Origin of the sequence: Sphingobacterium sp. N143 (assembly GCF_030325625.1) — a bacterium.
GTDB lineage: Bacteria > Bacteroidota > Bacteroidia > Sphingobacteriales > Sphingobacteriaceae > Sphingobacterium.
Map to the genome: position 1 here is coordinate 673,855 of NZ_JACAIS010000001.1, position 13,574 is coordinate 687,428.

Consider the following 13,574-nt stretch of genomic DNA (forward strand, 5'->3'; position numbering starts at 1 on the left):
TATGTTATTAATTATTTTTATTTCTATTTACAGCACCATCCCAAATAATTTCAACCAGCTCGCCCATATTCTGTTCAGAGAAGTGAAGGTCTTTGAATTTGATACTATGTACAGTCGCCAAAGCAACTCCAATATAACTCGCCACCAAAAGGTGAACATCCACTTGTTTTAAAATCTTTTGATCAATACCTTCTTGCAAAAAGTCAAGCACTTTGTTTTGCCCACCTACAGGTTCCTGAATTTCAGCTTTGTTTTTTTCATAATATGGAGAAGAAAAAAACTGTTCAAAAAAACTGAAGATCGGACCGTTCTCTAAATAAAACTTAACAAAGTTGCGCCATACATGGAAAAAAGAAGCCTTATAATCAAAGTCACTTTTTATACCATCAAAAATATAGTCGTTCAATAAAGTCCGACAATGCTTGAAGAGAGCAAAGATCAAGTCGTCTTTAGAGGGAAAATAATGGTAAATCGTTCCTATCGCCACATCAGACTCCTGCGCAATTTTACTCATTGGCGTTCCATGGAAGCCATTTGTTTGTATAAGTTTTAGTGTGCCGGCAAAAATTGCCGCTATTTTTTCATTAGAATTCATCAATCGAACGTTCATTCGGTTGCAAAATTAACGATTAATTTGGTGTCAAAATGTCAAATTATTGTTATAAATCAATAAATGACGAAACAATTTGGACCAATAATACAATAAGGAAAAAACGATCAAATTGTTTTGATTATTCATGATTATTTTTTCGGGATGAGCATGGGGACAAATAAAAAAGGAACTTTAATTAAAGTTCCTTTTTTTGACTATTGACATGTTTTTAATTGCTTTTCCACTTCGTCCAGGGGATATATTTCTTTTCCTTTGTTGATCTTTGTATTAATGTAAGTAAGCACATAAGCAATATCTACGGCTGAAAGGTTTGAGGCAGGCATGCTGTTATTGAATTTTTTTCCGGCAACTTCCAGTTCTCCGGAAGTACCATACTTAATCATGCAAGCCAGTTTTTGACGGTTGGCTTCCAAAAATTTGCTGTCTGTCAAGGGCGGGTAGAGGTTGCCCAGTCCTTCTCCTTGTTCGCCATGGCAGTTTTGACAATGTGTAATATATACTTTCTGGCCATTCACAGCGTATTGTGCAGTTTTGATATCCACTTCGTTTTGACAACTTATGAGGGCAATGAGCACAGCGCCGATGGTCAAACAAGTTGTTAAGATAATACGCATGTTAATTTTTACTTTCACTCAGTAATGTAGGCAAGTCATTCATCAATTTTTTGACTTGTTCGTCGTTGGTTCCGTCATAGGCCCCCCGAATACGTTTGTCCTTATCGATCAATACAAGATAACCTTGGTGGTCATATCCCCCAGGCGCATTTTTATCTTCAGCGGTATATACCATGTATTGATTTGCGATGCCATATATGTCAGCTTTTGTGCCAGAAACAAACTGCCAATGGTCATTGCTGACGCCCAGTTTTTGTGCATAGTCTTTCAACACGTAGGGTTGATCGTATTTAAAATCAATGCTATGGGATAAAAAGCGTACAGCATCATTATCCTTATATTGTTCATATATCTTCAACAGATTGCGATTCATCGTTGGACAGATGCTCGGACAATGGGTGAAAAAGAAGTTGGCGATATATACCTTGCCTTCAAAATCTTTGTCTGAAATCATAACACTATCCTGATTTAGGAAATTAAATGCAGGGATAGTATGGTAAATAGTATCTACTACTTGTTTTCCATCCACAGTTTTTTCAACAGCCTCTCTTTCGCCGTAGATGGGCAAGGTCGATGGGCTATTGTTATTGCAGGAAAAGAGTCCGAGTAATAAACCTGTAGCACAGTAAAATTTAATGATTGGTTTCATCTGTATGTTTTTTATGTATTTCCTTATCAATCTACCTTTTCAATTATTATGCTGTCTATTGCGGTTTTTTATGGTCAGATGTTCGAGGAGCTGTCTAGAAGTTCCCTAACTTCTCTTGACTTTCTTTGGCGACATTGTCAAATATTTTTTTCATATCGGATACTTTTTGGAGTTCGGTTTCAAAATATTTGCTATCTGTGCTGTCGGCGTTATAGTCTTTCATCCAGTCCATCATATGGTCCGTCGCACTTTCTAAGTTCGCTTTCAGTATTCCAAGATCCTTGCGGGTAGCTGAAGTATCCAAGCTGGACTTGGTCGCTTTGATCGCTTTTAAATTATTCAGGATAGAATCTATTTTGATTGCATCACGGTCAAACTGAGCGATTTGAGGCATGATTTCATCATGAATTTTGATGGTTGAGTCCTGAAGCACTTTTACGTGATGGGTGCCAGTTGTGTCACAAGCAGTTATGGTCAATGTGGCGATAGCCAGGAAAGCAATTTTGTTCATGTTCCTATTTTTTGGTAATTGGACAAATATATCAATTTCTTACGGCTCAACATTTTTATTTCTGGAGGGGAATGTAAAATTCAAGTCACGAATGTAGGTTTCACAGCTCACTACTGCACATAATTCATCATTCTTATCCTTGATCTGTAGGGTGAAGTTTTTAATGATTTTGCCTTTTGTCCGGATATTTTGAACACATTCTTCAAGCACTTCATCAGAAAGCTGGACCGAATACCCCACGCTGGTTTTTCCGGGTTTTTTAAAATCAATTTTTGATGATTTGAGCCAGGCGATGGTTTTTTTAAATCCAATCTTTTGAAGGTATTGATCGATTAAAATAGGAAAGATGGGGTCTGCTGCAGCGAAGATGGTTCCCCCGAACAATGTTTTATTCGTGTTGATATTAAAAGGCGTCTTATAAATTTTCACCTCGGCTCCTTTGAAGCCGGGGCTGATTTTCTTTACCCAGATTCCTTGAAATAAAAATGGGGGGTAAAAGCGCAACAACCATGTTAAAGCAAGCGGACTGTATCTCATGGTACAAAAATAGAACAATGTATGGGATTATTTCTTGAAATCTTGGTTTTCTAAATTCACTATGGTATTTTTACAGGATCAAACAACCTAAAATGTCAGCACGAAAGGAGAAAGAATCTGAAAACAAAAAGGTATGGTTACTGGTTACTATAGCTTCATTAGGATATTTTGTCGATATCTATGATTTGATCATTTTTTCCATTGTGCGCATCCAGTCGTTTACGGATATTGGTGTACCGGTGGAACAAATGCGTGTGGAGGGGGAGTTTGTCCTTAACATGCAGATGGGGGGCTTACTTATTGGTGGTGTGGTCTGGGGGATTATCGGCGACAAGTTCGGGCGCCTGAAAGTGCTGTTTGGTTCTATCCTTCTTTACTCTTTAGCGAATATCGCCAATGGCTTTGTCCATGACGTACTGATGTATGGTATCATTCGGTTTGTGGCCGGGATTGGATTGGCAGGTGAGCTGGGGGCTGGTATTACCCTGGTTTCAGAAAGTATGCATAGATCAAAACGGGGATACGGCACGATGCTGGTTGCTGGTGTCGGTGTATTGGGGGCGATCTTGGCTTATTTTGTTTCTGAGGAGTTTAATTGGCGTACGGCGTATTTTGTTGGGGGAGGTATGGGATTGTTGCTGTTGTTGTTGCGGGTTGGGTCTTTTGAATCAGGACTGTTTAAAGAACAGGATAAAGGGGAAGTTGTCAAGGGGGACTTCAGTATGCTTTTTACCAACAAGAACCGATTGAAGCGTTATATCAATTGTCTATGTATTGGCCTGCCGATCTGGTTTGTTGTAGGTGTCCTGGTAACACAGGCGCCTGAAATTGGAAAAGCACTTGGGGCAACAGAAACATTAAGTGCTGGAAAAGGAGTGATGTTTACCTATATCGGGATTTCACTCGGTGATGTTTTGGCAGGGGTATTCGCGCAGGTTTTGAAATCCCGTAAAAAAGTAGTCTTTATTTGCCAGTTACTTATTATTGGGAGTTCACTTTGGTACCTTCTGAGTGATGGGATCACAGCCAATAAATTTTTTGCTTTAGCCTTTGTGATGGGGGTTGGAGTTGGCTATTGGGCCACCTTTGTTACGATCTCAGCAGAACAGTTTGGGACAAACCTGCGGGCTACGGTCGCGACAACTGCCCCCAACTTTGTACGGGGGGCACTTATTCCGTCGACATTGGTTTACGGATTTTTAGTAAGTTATTTTGGTATCGTTCCGGCGGCAATCAGTATGGTATTGTTGTTGTCTGGTATAGCCATTTACGCATTGACGCAGCTTGAGGAAAGTTTTGATAAAGATCTGAATTATGTGGAGCAGTAAGGTGGCAGAAAACATTATTTTTTTCTGCCGGGACACTTTTTGCAACGTTTACCCTCCTTATATTTTTTGCAGCATTTCTTGAAGCAAACGCATGAAAAATCAGAAAAAGGGAGCATTGCGGCATTTCTAGACTGAAATGGAGAAGCTTTACTTTCTGTACTGCTTTGTTCTGTCCAGGACTCAATAACTTCATTCATGGTACAAAGTTATCATTTGTTTAAAACAATTCTAAATAATAATGAAGTTTTTACATTTTTTTGATCAGATTTTCAATGATCTTGGGAAAATACTGATGTTCTAATTGCTGTCCTTTGAACTTAATAATATCCAAGGTATCTGTGGGGTCTACCTTAAATTTGGCCTGATAAATAATTTCACCTTCATCAAAGTGTTCATTGGCAAAATGTATGGTGATTCCGTGTTCCTCTTCTTTATTGGCTAAAACTGCTTTATGCACATGATCTCCATACATACCTTTACCTCCATATTTGGGAAGGAGGGCCGGATGTATATTGATGATCTGATTAGGAAAGGCTTTTAAGAGATTGTTTGGGACGAGCCAAAGAAAACCGGCCAAGACGACCAGATCAATATTTAGATTTTTAAGTATATTGACCACATTGTCTGTCTGATAAAACTCATTTCGATCGAATACATGCGACGGTATTTCAAAATTGTCAGCGCGTTGAATAACGTAAGCATCGGAGTTGTTTGATAGAATCAATGCAACCTCTACGTCGTCTGAATATTTGAAATGTTCCATTATTTTTTGAGCGTTGGAACCTGAACCTGAAGCAAAAATGGCAATTCGTTTTTTCACGATTAATGGGTATTAATGGATTTGATCGATTTAAAAATTAGCTCAAACTTACGCAATTTTTGTAAAAAAACTAAAACGATGAAGACCAGAAGCGTATTTTTAGGTATAATTGGATTAAAATTAATTGAATATTCATTATTCGTTTAAATACTTTTAATATGCGGCTATTCCATTTCATTTTTTTTGCTGGTATATTTTTTCTTTCCTTGCAGGTATTGGCACAAGCGCCAAAGACTATGCCTTCATTTACATTTGATGAAGTTTATCAGGTCGGTAAATTCAGCTCAGATAAGCTGCCCAAAACAGGATTTATTGTTCTGGATTTTTATGACCCCGGCTGTGGACACTGTCAAAAAATGGGGGCTGGTATTGCACGAAATTTAACAGAACTGAAACAGGTCAATTTCTATTTTATTTCTATGAATGATAAACCTTATGTGGATGGGTTTATTAATATGTATGCCAAATCCCTCAAAAACGCATCCAATGTGAAGTTTTTATTTGATCCAGGGACACAATTTATTGAAAAGTTCAGGCCGGGTAATTATCCTTCACTCTATATCTATGATGCTAAAACGAAGGTGCTGATACAGCATCTGGATGGTGAAGATGATATTAATAAATTGTTGAGTATTGTTGCTGCAAAGAAGTGATTTTTAATAAGATGTGTTAAAATGAACAAGCCCGCCATGAGTTATAGCGGGCTTGTTTTATTATACAGTTTCCTGTTTGTTGATGAAAACAAATTGACCATCAAAGACATCTAGTCTGATCACGGAATCACGACTCACTTTTCCAGATAAGATCTCCTTTGATAATTCATTCAAAATACGCTTTTGAATGACACGTTTCAATGGTCTGGCACCATATATTGGATCATATCCCAGCTGAGCCAGCCAGTCCATGGCATCATCTGAGGCAGTGATGAATATATTTTGTTCGGCCAACTGTTTCTGTACCTGCGTAAATTGTAGTCGGACAATATCAGCAATTTCATCCCGGCTCAAAGGTGTGAACATGATCACCTCATCGATGCGGTTCAGGAATTCTGGACGAATGGACTGTTTGAGAAGATCGAATACTTCATTACGTGTTTTGGCAATGATCTCATCCTTATTGTCGTCGCGTAAGTGGCTGAAATTTTCTTGAATGACATGCGAACCGGTGTTTGAGGTCATGATAATGATCGTATTTTTAAAATTCACTGTGCGACCTTTATTATCGGTGAGGTGTCCATCATCTAATACTTGCAATAAGATATTAAAAACATCAGGATGTGCTTTTTCGATTTCATCCAGTAAGACGACTGAATACGGGCGTCTTCGTACAGCCTCAGTCAACTGTCCTCCCTCATCGTAGCCTACATATCCTGGGGGCGCACCAATCAGACGAGATACCGCGTGTCGTTCTTGGTATTCGGACATATCAATACGTACCATTGACTGTTCGTCATCAAAGAGGAATTCGGCCAGGGCTTTGGCCAGTTCGGTTTTCCCGACACCAGTGGTTCCCAGAAAAATAAATGATCCGATCGGGCGTTTTGCATCATTCAGGCCTGCTCTGGAGCGACGGATGGCATCCGAAATAGCCTCTATAGCCTCATCCTGGCCAGCAACACGTTTGTGAAGTTCTTCTTCCAGATTCAGGAGCTTTTCGCGTTCGGACTGGATCATTTTACTAACAGGTATGCCAGTCCATTTTGCGACCACATCGGCGATATCCTCAGAAGTTACTTCCTCTTTGAGCATACGCTTGCTTTCCTGTTTTTCCACTAATTCTGCTTTCAGTCGATCCACCTTTTCTTGGGCTTCCTTTATACGTCCATAGCGCAATTCGGCAACTTTACCATAATCGCCCGAACGTTCAGCCTGCTCAGCCTCAAGTTTATAGTTTTCAATATTTTCAATCTCTTGATTGACATTGTCAACAAGGCCTTTTTCTTCTTGCCAGGCCGCCCTCAAGGTATCCCTTTCGGCTGAAAGATTAGCGATGCTTTCTGAAAGTTCTTGCACTTTCTTCTCGTCATTCTCACGTTTTAGGGCTTCCCGTTCAATTTCAAGCTGCATGATTCTGCGTTCCAATTCGTCTACGGCTTCAGGTACAGAGTCCATTTCAAGGCGCAATTTAGATGCCGCTTCATCGATTAAGTCAATCGCTTTGTCAGGTAGAAATCGATCCGCGATATAGCGCTGTGATAATTCCACGGCTGCAATAATGGATTCGTCGAGAATGCGCACTTTATGATGTGTTTCATAACGTTCTTTTAGACCCCGGAGGATAGAAATAGCATCTTGGGTGTCTGGTTCTTCGACCATGACCTTTTGAAATCTCCTTTCCAGAGCCTTGTCTTTTTCAAAGTATTTTTGATATTCATTCAGTGTGGTGGCGCCAATTGCACGCAGTTCTCCCCGGGCCAGGGCAGGTTTTAAGATGTTGGCCGCATCCATGGCACCTTCGCCACCGCCAGCTCCCACCAATGTATGTATCTCGTCGATAAAGAGGATGATCTCACCATTGGAATCCGTTACTTCCTTGACCACCGCCTTTAAGCGCTCTTCGAACTCACCTTTATATTTGGCCCCAGCTACAAGGGCCCCCATATCCAATGAAAATACGATCTTGGATTTTAGATTCTCCGGAGCATCACCTTTGATAATCCGGTAAGCAATACCTTCAGCAATGGCAGTTTTACCAACTCCAGGTTCACCGACGAGTATGGGGTTGTTTTTGGTGCGGCGGGAGAGAATCTGCATGACGCGCCGGATTTCCTCATCGCGACCGATAACAGGGTCCAGTTTGCCAGATTCGGCATATTCGTTGAGATTCCGGGCATATTTTCCTAAAGCATTGTAGGTTGCCTCGGCATTTTGATCTGTTACGCGGCTATTACCTCGTAGTTCTTTGATGGCAATTTTTAGATCCTTCTCAGTAACACCTTGTGATTTCAGTAAGGTTGAGGTTTTGTCTGTCGTGGCCAGGATGCCCAATAACAGATGTTCGACAGATACGAAGTCATCGTGGAATTCCTTTAAATATCCCTGCGCTTTCTGAAGTGCATTATTGGCATCACTGCTGAGATAAATATTGCTGCCACTGACTTTAGGGAAGCTTTCGATTTGTTTGTCAAGTTCAGACCCTAGGTAGGTGAGGTTGACGTTTAATTTTTTTAAGAGATGGCTGACAACATTTTCATCTACAGTGAGTAATGCTTTTAGAATATGTGCTGTTTCGATGGCCTGTTGTTGATGGCCGGCAGCTATTTCCGAAGCTTTTTGTATGGCCTCTTGGGCTTTGATTGTATAATTGTTAAAATTCATGTTATTGCTTTGATGTTGATGTGTTTTGATAATAACAATCGAAGTGCCATTCAGTTTTTGGGCGGTTAATCGGAAAAAATGGCAATATTTTTTATTGAATCATGACAAATTTTCAGCCTATAAAAATAATGATATTGATTTTTAAATATTTGGCTTTTCGGATTTAAAAATAATGAGGATCCATTTGCATTTTTAATTAAGGCTTCCGATATTTGCAGCATCTTAAAACGGAGGCCCGTTGTAAGATTGAAAAGAAGTAACGCCTCTTTAGCTCAGCTGGTAGAGCAACTGACTTGTAATCAGTAGGTCATTGGTTCGATCCCGATAAGAGGCTCTTCGAGTGAAACTCAGTAATAACTTCTTTAAAAAGCCTCTTTAGCTCAGCTGGTAGAGCAACTGACTTGTAATCAGTAGGTCATTGGTTCGATCCCGATAAGAGGCTCAAAAAAGGTCGCTAAGCTATAACTTAGCGACCTTTTTTGGTTTTAATCTAAATTTAATTTAGCTGCTATTGCTATTTTCTTTGGTATGTCTGTATTGTCCATTTTTTGATTAAACAGCTCAGCTCCTGTTCCGATGGCGTACACTGGAGCATAGGCTGCCGAGTGATTATTTGAGGCCCAGGCGATGGAGCCCATGCGATTTAAAATTGCAATGCTCAGCGCGGCTATTTTATCATCATTGGCATATAGACTTTTTGCTGTTTCGTTTTGATGGTCAACAAAACTTTTTTGGTAAGCATCGTGTAAAGCCTTGTTGTCTGTTTCGTTGACTTCTATGCCTGCGAATAAGCCTGTATGTACAGAAAGAAGGCTCTTTAAATCTTCCCAGCTTGCCTTAGCATTGTTTTTACGAAGATTTCCAACGGCCCTGGAAAGTTCGGTATGGGAAACTTTTTGATGTGATAGCAATTTTGTTTGTAAGGTTGAACTGCCATTGCCAATACCCAGTCCGCCTGTTTCATGGTCAGCCGTCACGACAATCAGTGTTTCGTCAGGATGTTTTTTGTAAAAATCATACACTAGTTCTGCCGCCGAGTTGAAATCCAATACTTCCTGAATGGTTGTTGCTGCGTCATTCGCATGGCATGCCCAGTCAATTTTTCCACCCTCAATCATCAGGAAAAAACCATCTGTGCTGTTCTGTTGGAGTGAGTTGATGGCTGCTGAGGTGATATCAGCCAGTTTGAAGTCGTTCGGTTCCTGATCTATGGCGTATTTTAATGCTTCCTTTGCTGTCCCATCGTTATTCATCAGGATGATCTTATCGGACTTATTCGGATGTTTTGCATAAGCTTCTTTACCTTTAAGAACTTTATAGCCCGCTTTTTCAAACATTGGGAAGAGGGAAGGGACGGTCTTTTTGTCAACTGCCGTTTCTGGTTTTAAAAAATTAGAACCTCCAAAAAAGTCAAAGTTCGACTGGATGATCTCTTTTCCGATTTCGTAATACATGTTTCTGTTGGGCTGATGGGCATAGAATGCCGCTGGCGTCGCATGATCAATACTCACACTGGTGATGATACCGACTTTTTTCCCTTTCTCTTTAGCCGCATATGCAATGCTTTTATAGGGTATAGTTCCCGTACTGTCCATCCCGATCACCCCGTTTTTTGTTTTCTTCCCTACGGCGAGTGCTGTTCCGCCTGCGCCGGAATCCGTCACCCCATTTGATAGTGAATTGGTAGATGCAAATCCCACATGAGGAAATTGTGTAAAGACAAGTGGTACTGTACTGTTTCTATTTTCGATTTCGGCGCGGTGGATCTCTGTCAGATTGACCTGGTTAAGTCCCATACCATCACCTATCAAATAAAAAATATACTTTGCTTCTTGACTAAATGCTGGAAAAACATGAATGAAAATAAAGAGGAAAAAGAATAGAAAGCGTTTTTTCATATGATGAATAATTTTACAAATAATAAATGCTGCAAATTATAAAGCCAGGATTACTTCTCTGTTAATTCATTGTTATGAATTAAGCTTTGTATTTCTCTGCTCGCTGTAAGCGATAGCCTCTTGATTGCTGCGACGTTGATGAAGCTAATTTTTTCCTGCGAATCGCGGATCGATTGCACCATGGCTAAAGCGACTTGGGCAACGGGCAATGCCTCATAAGTTTTGAACAGTCCCATGCGATTAAATGCCTGAAGTGTACGGATGGCTACCTTCTCGCCCAGACGATCGGTATTTGGCCGGATTAATCCTCCGGGTTGGACAATGATTAGTCTATTGAAATCTAGAGCCTTTACGTTTTGTTCCAAGCTTCCTTTCATGCGGTTATAAAAGATTTTTGATGCAGGGTCAGCATTGACGGCAGACAATAGAAGGAATGTTGGGATACTATTTTTTTTGGCCAGTGCCGCAAATTGTAAATTTAAGTCATGGTCGATTTTCCATTGGGCTTCTTTACTTCCGGCATCTTTCCGTGTTGTACCGAGGCAGGAAATGGCAACCTCGCCCCGGATGTGTTGTTCATAATCGGGCAGGTTTTCAAAATTTAAAATAATTTGCCGTAGTTTGGGATGTTCCTCAAACGCTTTACGCCGTAAGAAGACGACAACTTCTGTAAAATCATCTGACTTTAATAAGCACTGCACAAGTGCTTTTCCGGTTGCTCCCGAACCACCAATTAAGAGTACTCTCATTTTTAGATTTTTAGTTTGATATCGTTGGAATGCTAATCTTTATAATTTGGTTTTCCGGGGGTAAAACGGACAATAGGTTGATCCAACCTCAGGGTTTCGGCAACAGTGATGAGGTCTTCCTCCACGATAAAATTTTGATCAATTGAGGTTTTTATGGTTGTGAAATCTTCCTGATCCGCATCCTGAAAATACAATAAGGACTGAATGGTAGATACGGCAACCAATTCCAATAGTTCATCTTCGCCTTCAAAGCCAACATAAAAAAAGTCTGCCATAATAAAGCTATTTTGGTTTCATACGAATATACTTTATTTATTCTTAAAACCAGCCAATTCGGTAGAAGAAGTTCTGCACTGGTGAAAAAAGAATAAAAATGCATTATATTTGAAGTAGTCATTTTTAATTGCATATTAACAACTAGATCGTATAAGTATGGATAAAGAACAGATACAGAGTTGGTTGGATCAGGGGTATGATCTCTTGCATCATGGCAGACCGGTAAAAGTAGAAGGTAATTTGTGGGATTATATTGACGGGCTTGGAACTTATGAAAACGTCTATGTACTACGTGAATTAATCTACTGGACAGAAGAAGAGCTGGCAAATATCGGTAAGTAAACATTCATCCTGGGCCCTGAATCCACAAGGTATTGTGCCTAAAAAAGGTGGTTTCGGGATTCAAGACCTAGATTGAAATTGGTTAGAAGATGATATTACGTTTAAATGCACAGCCAAGCTCGATTAAGGAGTCTGTTTTGGCGATCCCGGGGATGCAGTCAATCTTTTCATAGAGCAATTGACGCATGTGTTCATGGTTTTTAGCGATGATCTTAATATATAGGGTATAATTGCCCGTAATGTAATAACATTCGGTGACTTCGGGAATCTGTTTTAATGCTTCAATAATACGGCTTGAATCATGGTCCTTTTCTAAGCTGAGACCGGTAAACGCCCCCCAATCATAGCCTAGTTTCTTTTCATCCAATACTGGTTTTATCCCCACCAGGATGCCCTGTTCAATGAGCCTGTTAATTCGCTGGTGGATCATGGTATTGGATACCCCCAATGCTGTTGCAATAGTGGAATAGGCCATCCGTCCGTCCCCATCGAGGTATTTTAAGATCTGTAGGTCAAATTCATCAATGCTGTTCATGTGATCGGTACTGGTTTAAAAGTTAATTTTAATATTTATACGCTAATTTAGTGTTAATTTTTATTATTTTACACTTAAAATAGTAAAAATTGTATATTTGTTATTATTTGAAAAAAATCCAAATTATGAGTACAGTATCTAAACAAGGGAAAGGCGAAAAATTCATTGCCAAAGAAGAAAAATATGGAGCACATAATTATCATCCTTTGCCGGTTGTATTGGAGCGGGCTGAAGGTGTGCTTGTATGGGATGTGGATGGCAAATCCTATTTTGATTTCCTGTCTGCATATTCAGCAGTGAATCAGGGGCATTGTCACCCACGTATTATCCGTGCATTGACAGATCAAGCTCAAAAATTAACGCTGACTTCACGTGCTTTCTATAATGATAAGCTTGGCGATTTTGAGGAGATGATGTGTAAGCTCTTTGGATTTGATAAAGCCTTAGTAATGAATTCAGGCGTTGAAGCTGTTGAAACGGCGATGAAACTCTGTCGTAAATGGGCCTACCAGGTCAAGGGGATTGCAGGGAATCAGGCCAGCATTGTGTTTGCCAAAGATAACTTTCATGGCAGGACTATTTCGGTCATATCGGCTTCCAATGACAGCACTGCGACCCATAATTTTGGCCCTTTTGTGGAGGGGATAACGCTGGTTCCTTATAATGATATCGAGGCATTGGAACTGTTATTCAAGCAGGATAAAAATATTGCGGGCTTTATTGTGGAACCTATCCAAGGTGAGGCTGGCATTGTGGTTCCTGATGCGGATTATCTACAACGTGTCAGACAATTATGTACGGCTTATAATGTATTGTTTATTGCGGATGAAATTCAAACCGGTATCGCCCGAACAGGTAGTATGTTGGCCTCTTATGATATTGTTGATGCAAATAGTCCATGTAAGCCGGATGTTCTGATTTTAGGAAAAGCATTGTCTGGCGGCGTGTTGCCTGTATCTGCTGTGCTTGCAAACGATGATGTTATGCTGTGTATTAAACCGGGTGAGCATGGTTCTACCTATGGTGGAAATCCGTTGGCCTGTGCTGTGGCCATGGAGGCGCTTCAGGTTGTTCTGGATGAGAATTTGGTTGATCAAGCAAAACGAATGGGTAAGCTGTTTTTAGACGGTTTAGAAAAAATAGCGGCTAAATCTGATTTGATCACAGAGGTTAGGGGAAAAGGATTGTTGACAGCAATAGTTATCAATGCCAGTGAAGAGAGCGATGTAGCCTGGAATATCTGCTTAAAATTTAAGGAAAATGGTTTGTTGGCCAAGCCAACGCATGGCAATAAAATTCGCTTGGCTCCGCCGTTGGTCATTACCGAAAATCAGGTCAATACCTGTCTGGAAATCATTGAACGATCTTTGATAAATGTGGAATAG

At 40.2% G+C, this 13,574-nt stretch carries 15 protein-coding genes and 2 tRNA genes; 6 read left to right on the top strand and 11 right to left on the bottom strand.

Annotated features, from left to right (window positions below; genetic code table 11):
• Positions 1-7: 7 nt before the first annotated feature.
• The 5 genes from HX021_RS02875 to HX021_RS02895 all read right to left on the bottom strand — a co-directional run bounded on the left by HX021_RS02875 (position 8) and on the right by HX021_RS02895 (position 2,924).
• Complete coding sequence (locus HX021_RS02875) at positions 8-595, bottom strand: TetR/AcrR family transcriptional regulator (protein ID WP_286588223.1); 588 nt, start codon at positions 593-595, stop codon at positions 8-10.
• 212 nt (positions 596-807) lie between these two features.
• Positions 808-1,227: a c-type cytochrome gene (locus HX021_RS02880; RefSeq protein ID WP_286588225.1), complete on the bottom strand. Its 420-nt coding sequence runs from the start codon at positions 1,225-1,227 to the stop codon at positions 808-810.
• Between the two features lies 1 nt (position 1,228).
• Positions 1,229-1,876, bottom strand: coding sequence for an SCO family protein (locus tag HX021_RS02885; protein ID WP_286588227.1), 648 nt, complete (start codon positions 1,874-1,876; stop codon positions 1,229-1,231).
• 94 nt (positions 1,877-1,970) lie between these two features.
• Positions 1,971-2,387 (bottom strand): transposase, encoded by a 417-nt coding sequence (locus HX021_RS02890; RefSeq protein WP_286588228.1) that lies wholly within the window; start codon positions 2,385-2,387, stop codon positions 1,971-1,973.
• Between the two features lie 39 nt (positions 2,388-2,426).
• On the bottom strand, positions 2,427-2,924 hold the full coding sequence (locus HX021_RS02895) for a DUF4442 domain-containing protein (protein ID WP_286588229.1): 498 nt from the start codon (positions 2,922-2,924) through the stop codon (positions 2,427-2,429).
• 92 nt (positions 2,925-3,016) lie between these two features.
• Between HX021_RS02895 and HX021_RS02900 the strand changes: the two genes are divergently transcribed.
• On the top strand, positions 3,017-4,252 hold the full coding sequence (locus tag HX021_RS02900; RefSeq protein ID WP_286588230.1) for an MFS transporter: 1,236 nt from the start codon (positions 3,017-3,019) through the stop codon (positions 4,250-4,252).
• A gap of 247 nt (positions 4,253-4,499) precedes the next feature.
• On the opposite strand, the gene purN is transcribed toward HX021_RS02900, so the two are convergent.
• Positions 4,500-5,072, bottom strand: a complete 573-nt coding sequence (gene purN, locus HX021_RS02905) for a phosphoribosylglycinamide formyltransferase (RefSeq protein ID WP_286588231.1) — start codon at positions 5,070-5,072, stop codon at positions 4,500-4,502.
• Between the two features lie 158 nt (positions 5,073-5,230).
• Here purN and HX021_RS02910 point away from each other — a divergent pair, with 158 nt between their 5' ends.
• Complete coding sequence (locus tag HX021_RS02910; RefSeq protein ID WP_286588233.1) at positions 5,231-5,725, top strand: TlpA family protein disulfide reductase; 495 nt, start codon at positions 5,231-5,233, stop codon at positions 5,723-5,725.
• Positions 5,726-5,785: 60 nt separating this feature from the next.
• On the opposite strand, the gene clpB is transcribed toward HX021_RS02910, so the two are convergent.
• Complete coding sequence (gene clpB / locus HX021_RS02915; protein ID WP_286588234.1) at positions 5,786-8,389, bottom strand: ATP-dependent chaperone ClpB; 2,604 nt, start codon at positions 8,387-8,389, stop codon at positions 5,786-5,788.
• A gap of 261 nt (positions 8,390-8,650) precedes the next feature.
• On the opposite strand from clpB, the gene HX021_RS02920 reads away from it, so the two are divergent.
• A tRNA-Thr gene (locus HX021_RS02920) sits at positions 8,651-8,723 on the top strand.
• A 35-nt stretch (positions 8,724-8,758) separates the two neighbouring features.
• Positions 8,759-8,831, top strand: a tRNA-Thr gene (locus HX021_RS02925).
• 43 nt (positions 8,832-8,874) lie between these two features.
• Here HX021_RS02925 and HX021_RS02930 read toward each other — a convergent pair.
• From HX021_RS02930 to HX021_RS02940, 3 genes are read right to left on the bottom strand one after another with little or no spacing between them, the layout of a single operon-like run.
• Positions 8,875-10,287, bottom strand: a complete 1,413-nt coding sequence (locus HX021_RS02930; RefSeq protein ID WP_286588236.1) for an alkaline phosphatase — start codon at positions 10,285-10,287, stop codon at positions 8,875-8,877.
• A gap of 50 nt (positions 10,288-10,337) precedes the next feature.
• Complete coding sequence (locus HX021_RS02935; protein WP_286588238.1) at positions 10,338-11,036, bottom strand: NAD(P)H-binding protein; 699 nt, start codon at positions 11,034-11,036, stop codon at positions 10,338-10,340.
• Between the two features lie 32 nt (positions 11,037-11,068).
• Positions 11,069-11,311, bottom strand: coding sequence for a hypothetical protein (locus tag HX021_RS02940; protein ID WP_286588240.1), 243 nt, complete (start codon positions 11,309-11,311; stop codon positions 11,069-11,071).
• 157 nt (positions 11,312-11,468) lie between these two features.
• On the opposite strand from HX021_RS02940, the gene HX021_RS02945 reads away from it, so the two are divergent.
• Positions 11,469-11,654 (top strand): hypothetical protein, encoded by a 186-nt coding sequence (locus HX021_RS02945; protein ID WP_286588242.1) that lies wholly within the window; start codon positions 11,469-11,471, stop codon positions 11,652-11,654.
• 82 nt (positions 11,655-11,736) lie between these two features.
• On the opposite strand, the gene HX021_RS02950 is transcribed toward HX021_RS02945, so the two are convergent.
• Positions 11,737-12,189 (bottom strand): Lrp/AsnC family transcriptional regulator, encoded by a 453-nt coding sequence (locus HX021_RS02950; protein WP_286588243.1) that lies wholly within the window; start codon positions 12,187-12,189, stop codon positions 11,737-11,739.
• Positions 12,190-12,314: 125 nt separating this feature from the next.
• Between HX021_RS02950 and rocD the strand changes: the two genes are divergently transcribed.
• On the top strand, positions 12,315-13,574 hold the full coding sequence (rocD, locus tag HX021_RS02955; protein WP_286588245.1) for an ornithine--oxo-acid transaminase: 1,260 nt from the start codon (positions 12,315-12,317) through the stop codon (positions 13,572-13,574).

Excerpts from the sequence above, each read along its gene's own strand:
- HX021_RS02875 (WP_286588223.1), bottom strand. The coding sequence starts at position 595 with ATGAATTCTAATGAAAAAATAGCGGCAATTTTTGCCGGCACACTAAAA.
- HX021_RS02880 (WP_286588225.1), bottom strand. The coding sequence starts at position 1,227 with ATGCGTATTATCTTAACAACTTGTTTGACCATCGGCGCTGTGCTCATT.
- HX021_RS02885 (WP_286588227.1), bottom strand. The coding sequence starts at position 1,876 with ATGAAACCAATCATTAAATTTTACTGTGCTACAGGTTTATTACTCGGA.
- HX021_RS02890 (WP_286588228.1), bottom strand. The coding sequence starts at position 2,387 with ATGAACAAAATTGCTTTCCTGGCTATCGCCACATTGACCATAACTGCT.
- HX021_RS02895 (WP_286588229.1), bottom strand. The coding sequence starts at position 2,924 with ATGAGATACAGTCCGCTTGCTTTAACATGGTTGTTGCGCTTTTACCCC.
- HX021_RS02900 (WP_286588230.1), top strand. The coding sequence starts at position 3,017 with ATGTCAGCACGAAAGGAGAAAGAATCTGAAAACAAAAAGGTATGGTTA.
- HX021_RS02910 (WP_286588233.1), top strand. The coding sequence starts at position 5,231 with ATGCGGCTATTCCATTTCATTTTTTTTGCTGGTATATTTTTTCTTTCC.
- clpB (WP_286588234.1), bottom strand. The coding sequence starts at position 8,389 with ATGAATTTTAACAATTATACAATCAAAGCCCAAGAGGCCATACAAAAA.
- HX021_RS02930 (WP_286588236.1), bottom strand. The coding sequence starts at position 10,287 with ATGAAAAAACGCTTTCTATTCTTTTTCCTCTTTATTTTCATTCATGTT.
- HX021_RS02935 (WP_286588238.1), bottom strand. The coding sequence starts at position 11,036 with ATGAGAGTACTCTTAATTGGTGGTTCGGGAGCAACCGGAAAAGCACTT.
- HX021_RS02940 (WP_286588240.1), bottom strand. The coding sequence starts at position 11,311 with ATGGCAGACTTTTTTTATGTTGGCTTTGAAGGCGAAGATGAACTATTG.
- HX021_RS02945 (WP_286588242.1), top strand. The coding sequence starts at position 11,469 with ATGGATAAAGAACAGATACAGAGTTGGTTGGATCAGGGGTATGATCTC.
- HX021_RS02950 (WP_286588243.1), bottom strand. The coding sequence starts at position 12,189 with ATGAACAGCATTGATGAATTTGACCTACAGATCTTAAAATACCTCGAT.
- rocD (WP_286588245.1), top strand. The coding sequence starts at position 12,315 with ATGAGTACAGTATCTAAACAAGGGAAAGGCGAAAAATTCATTGCCAAA.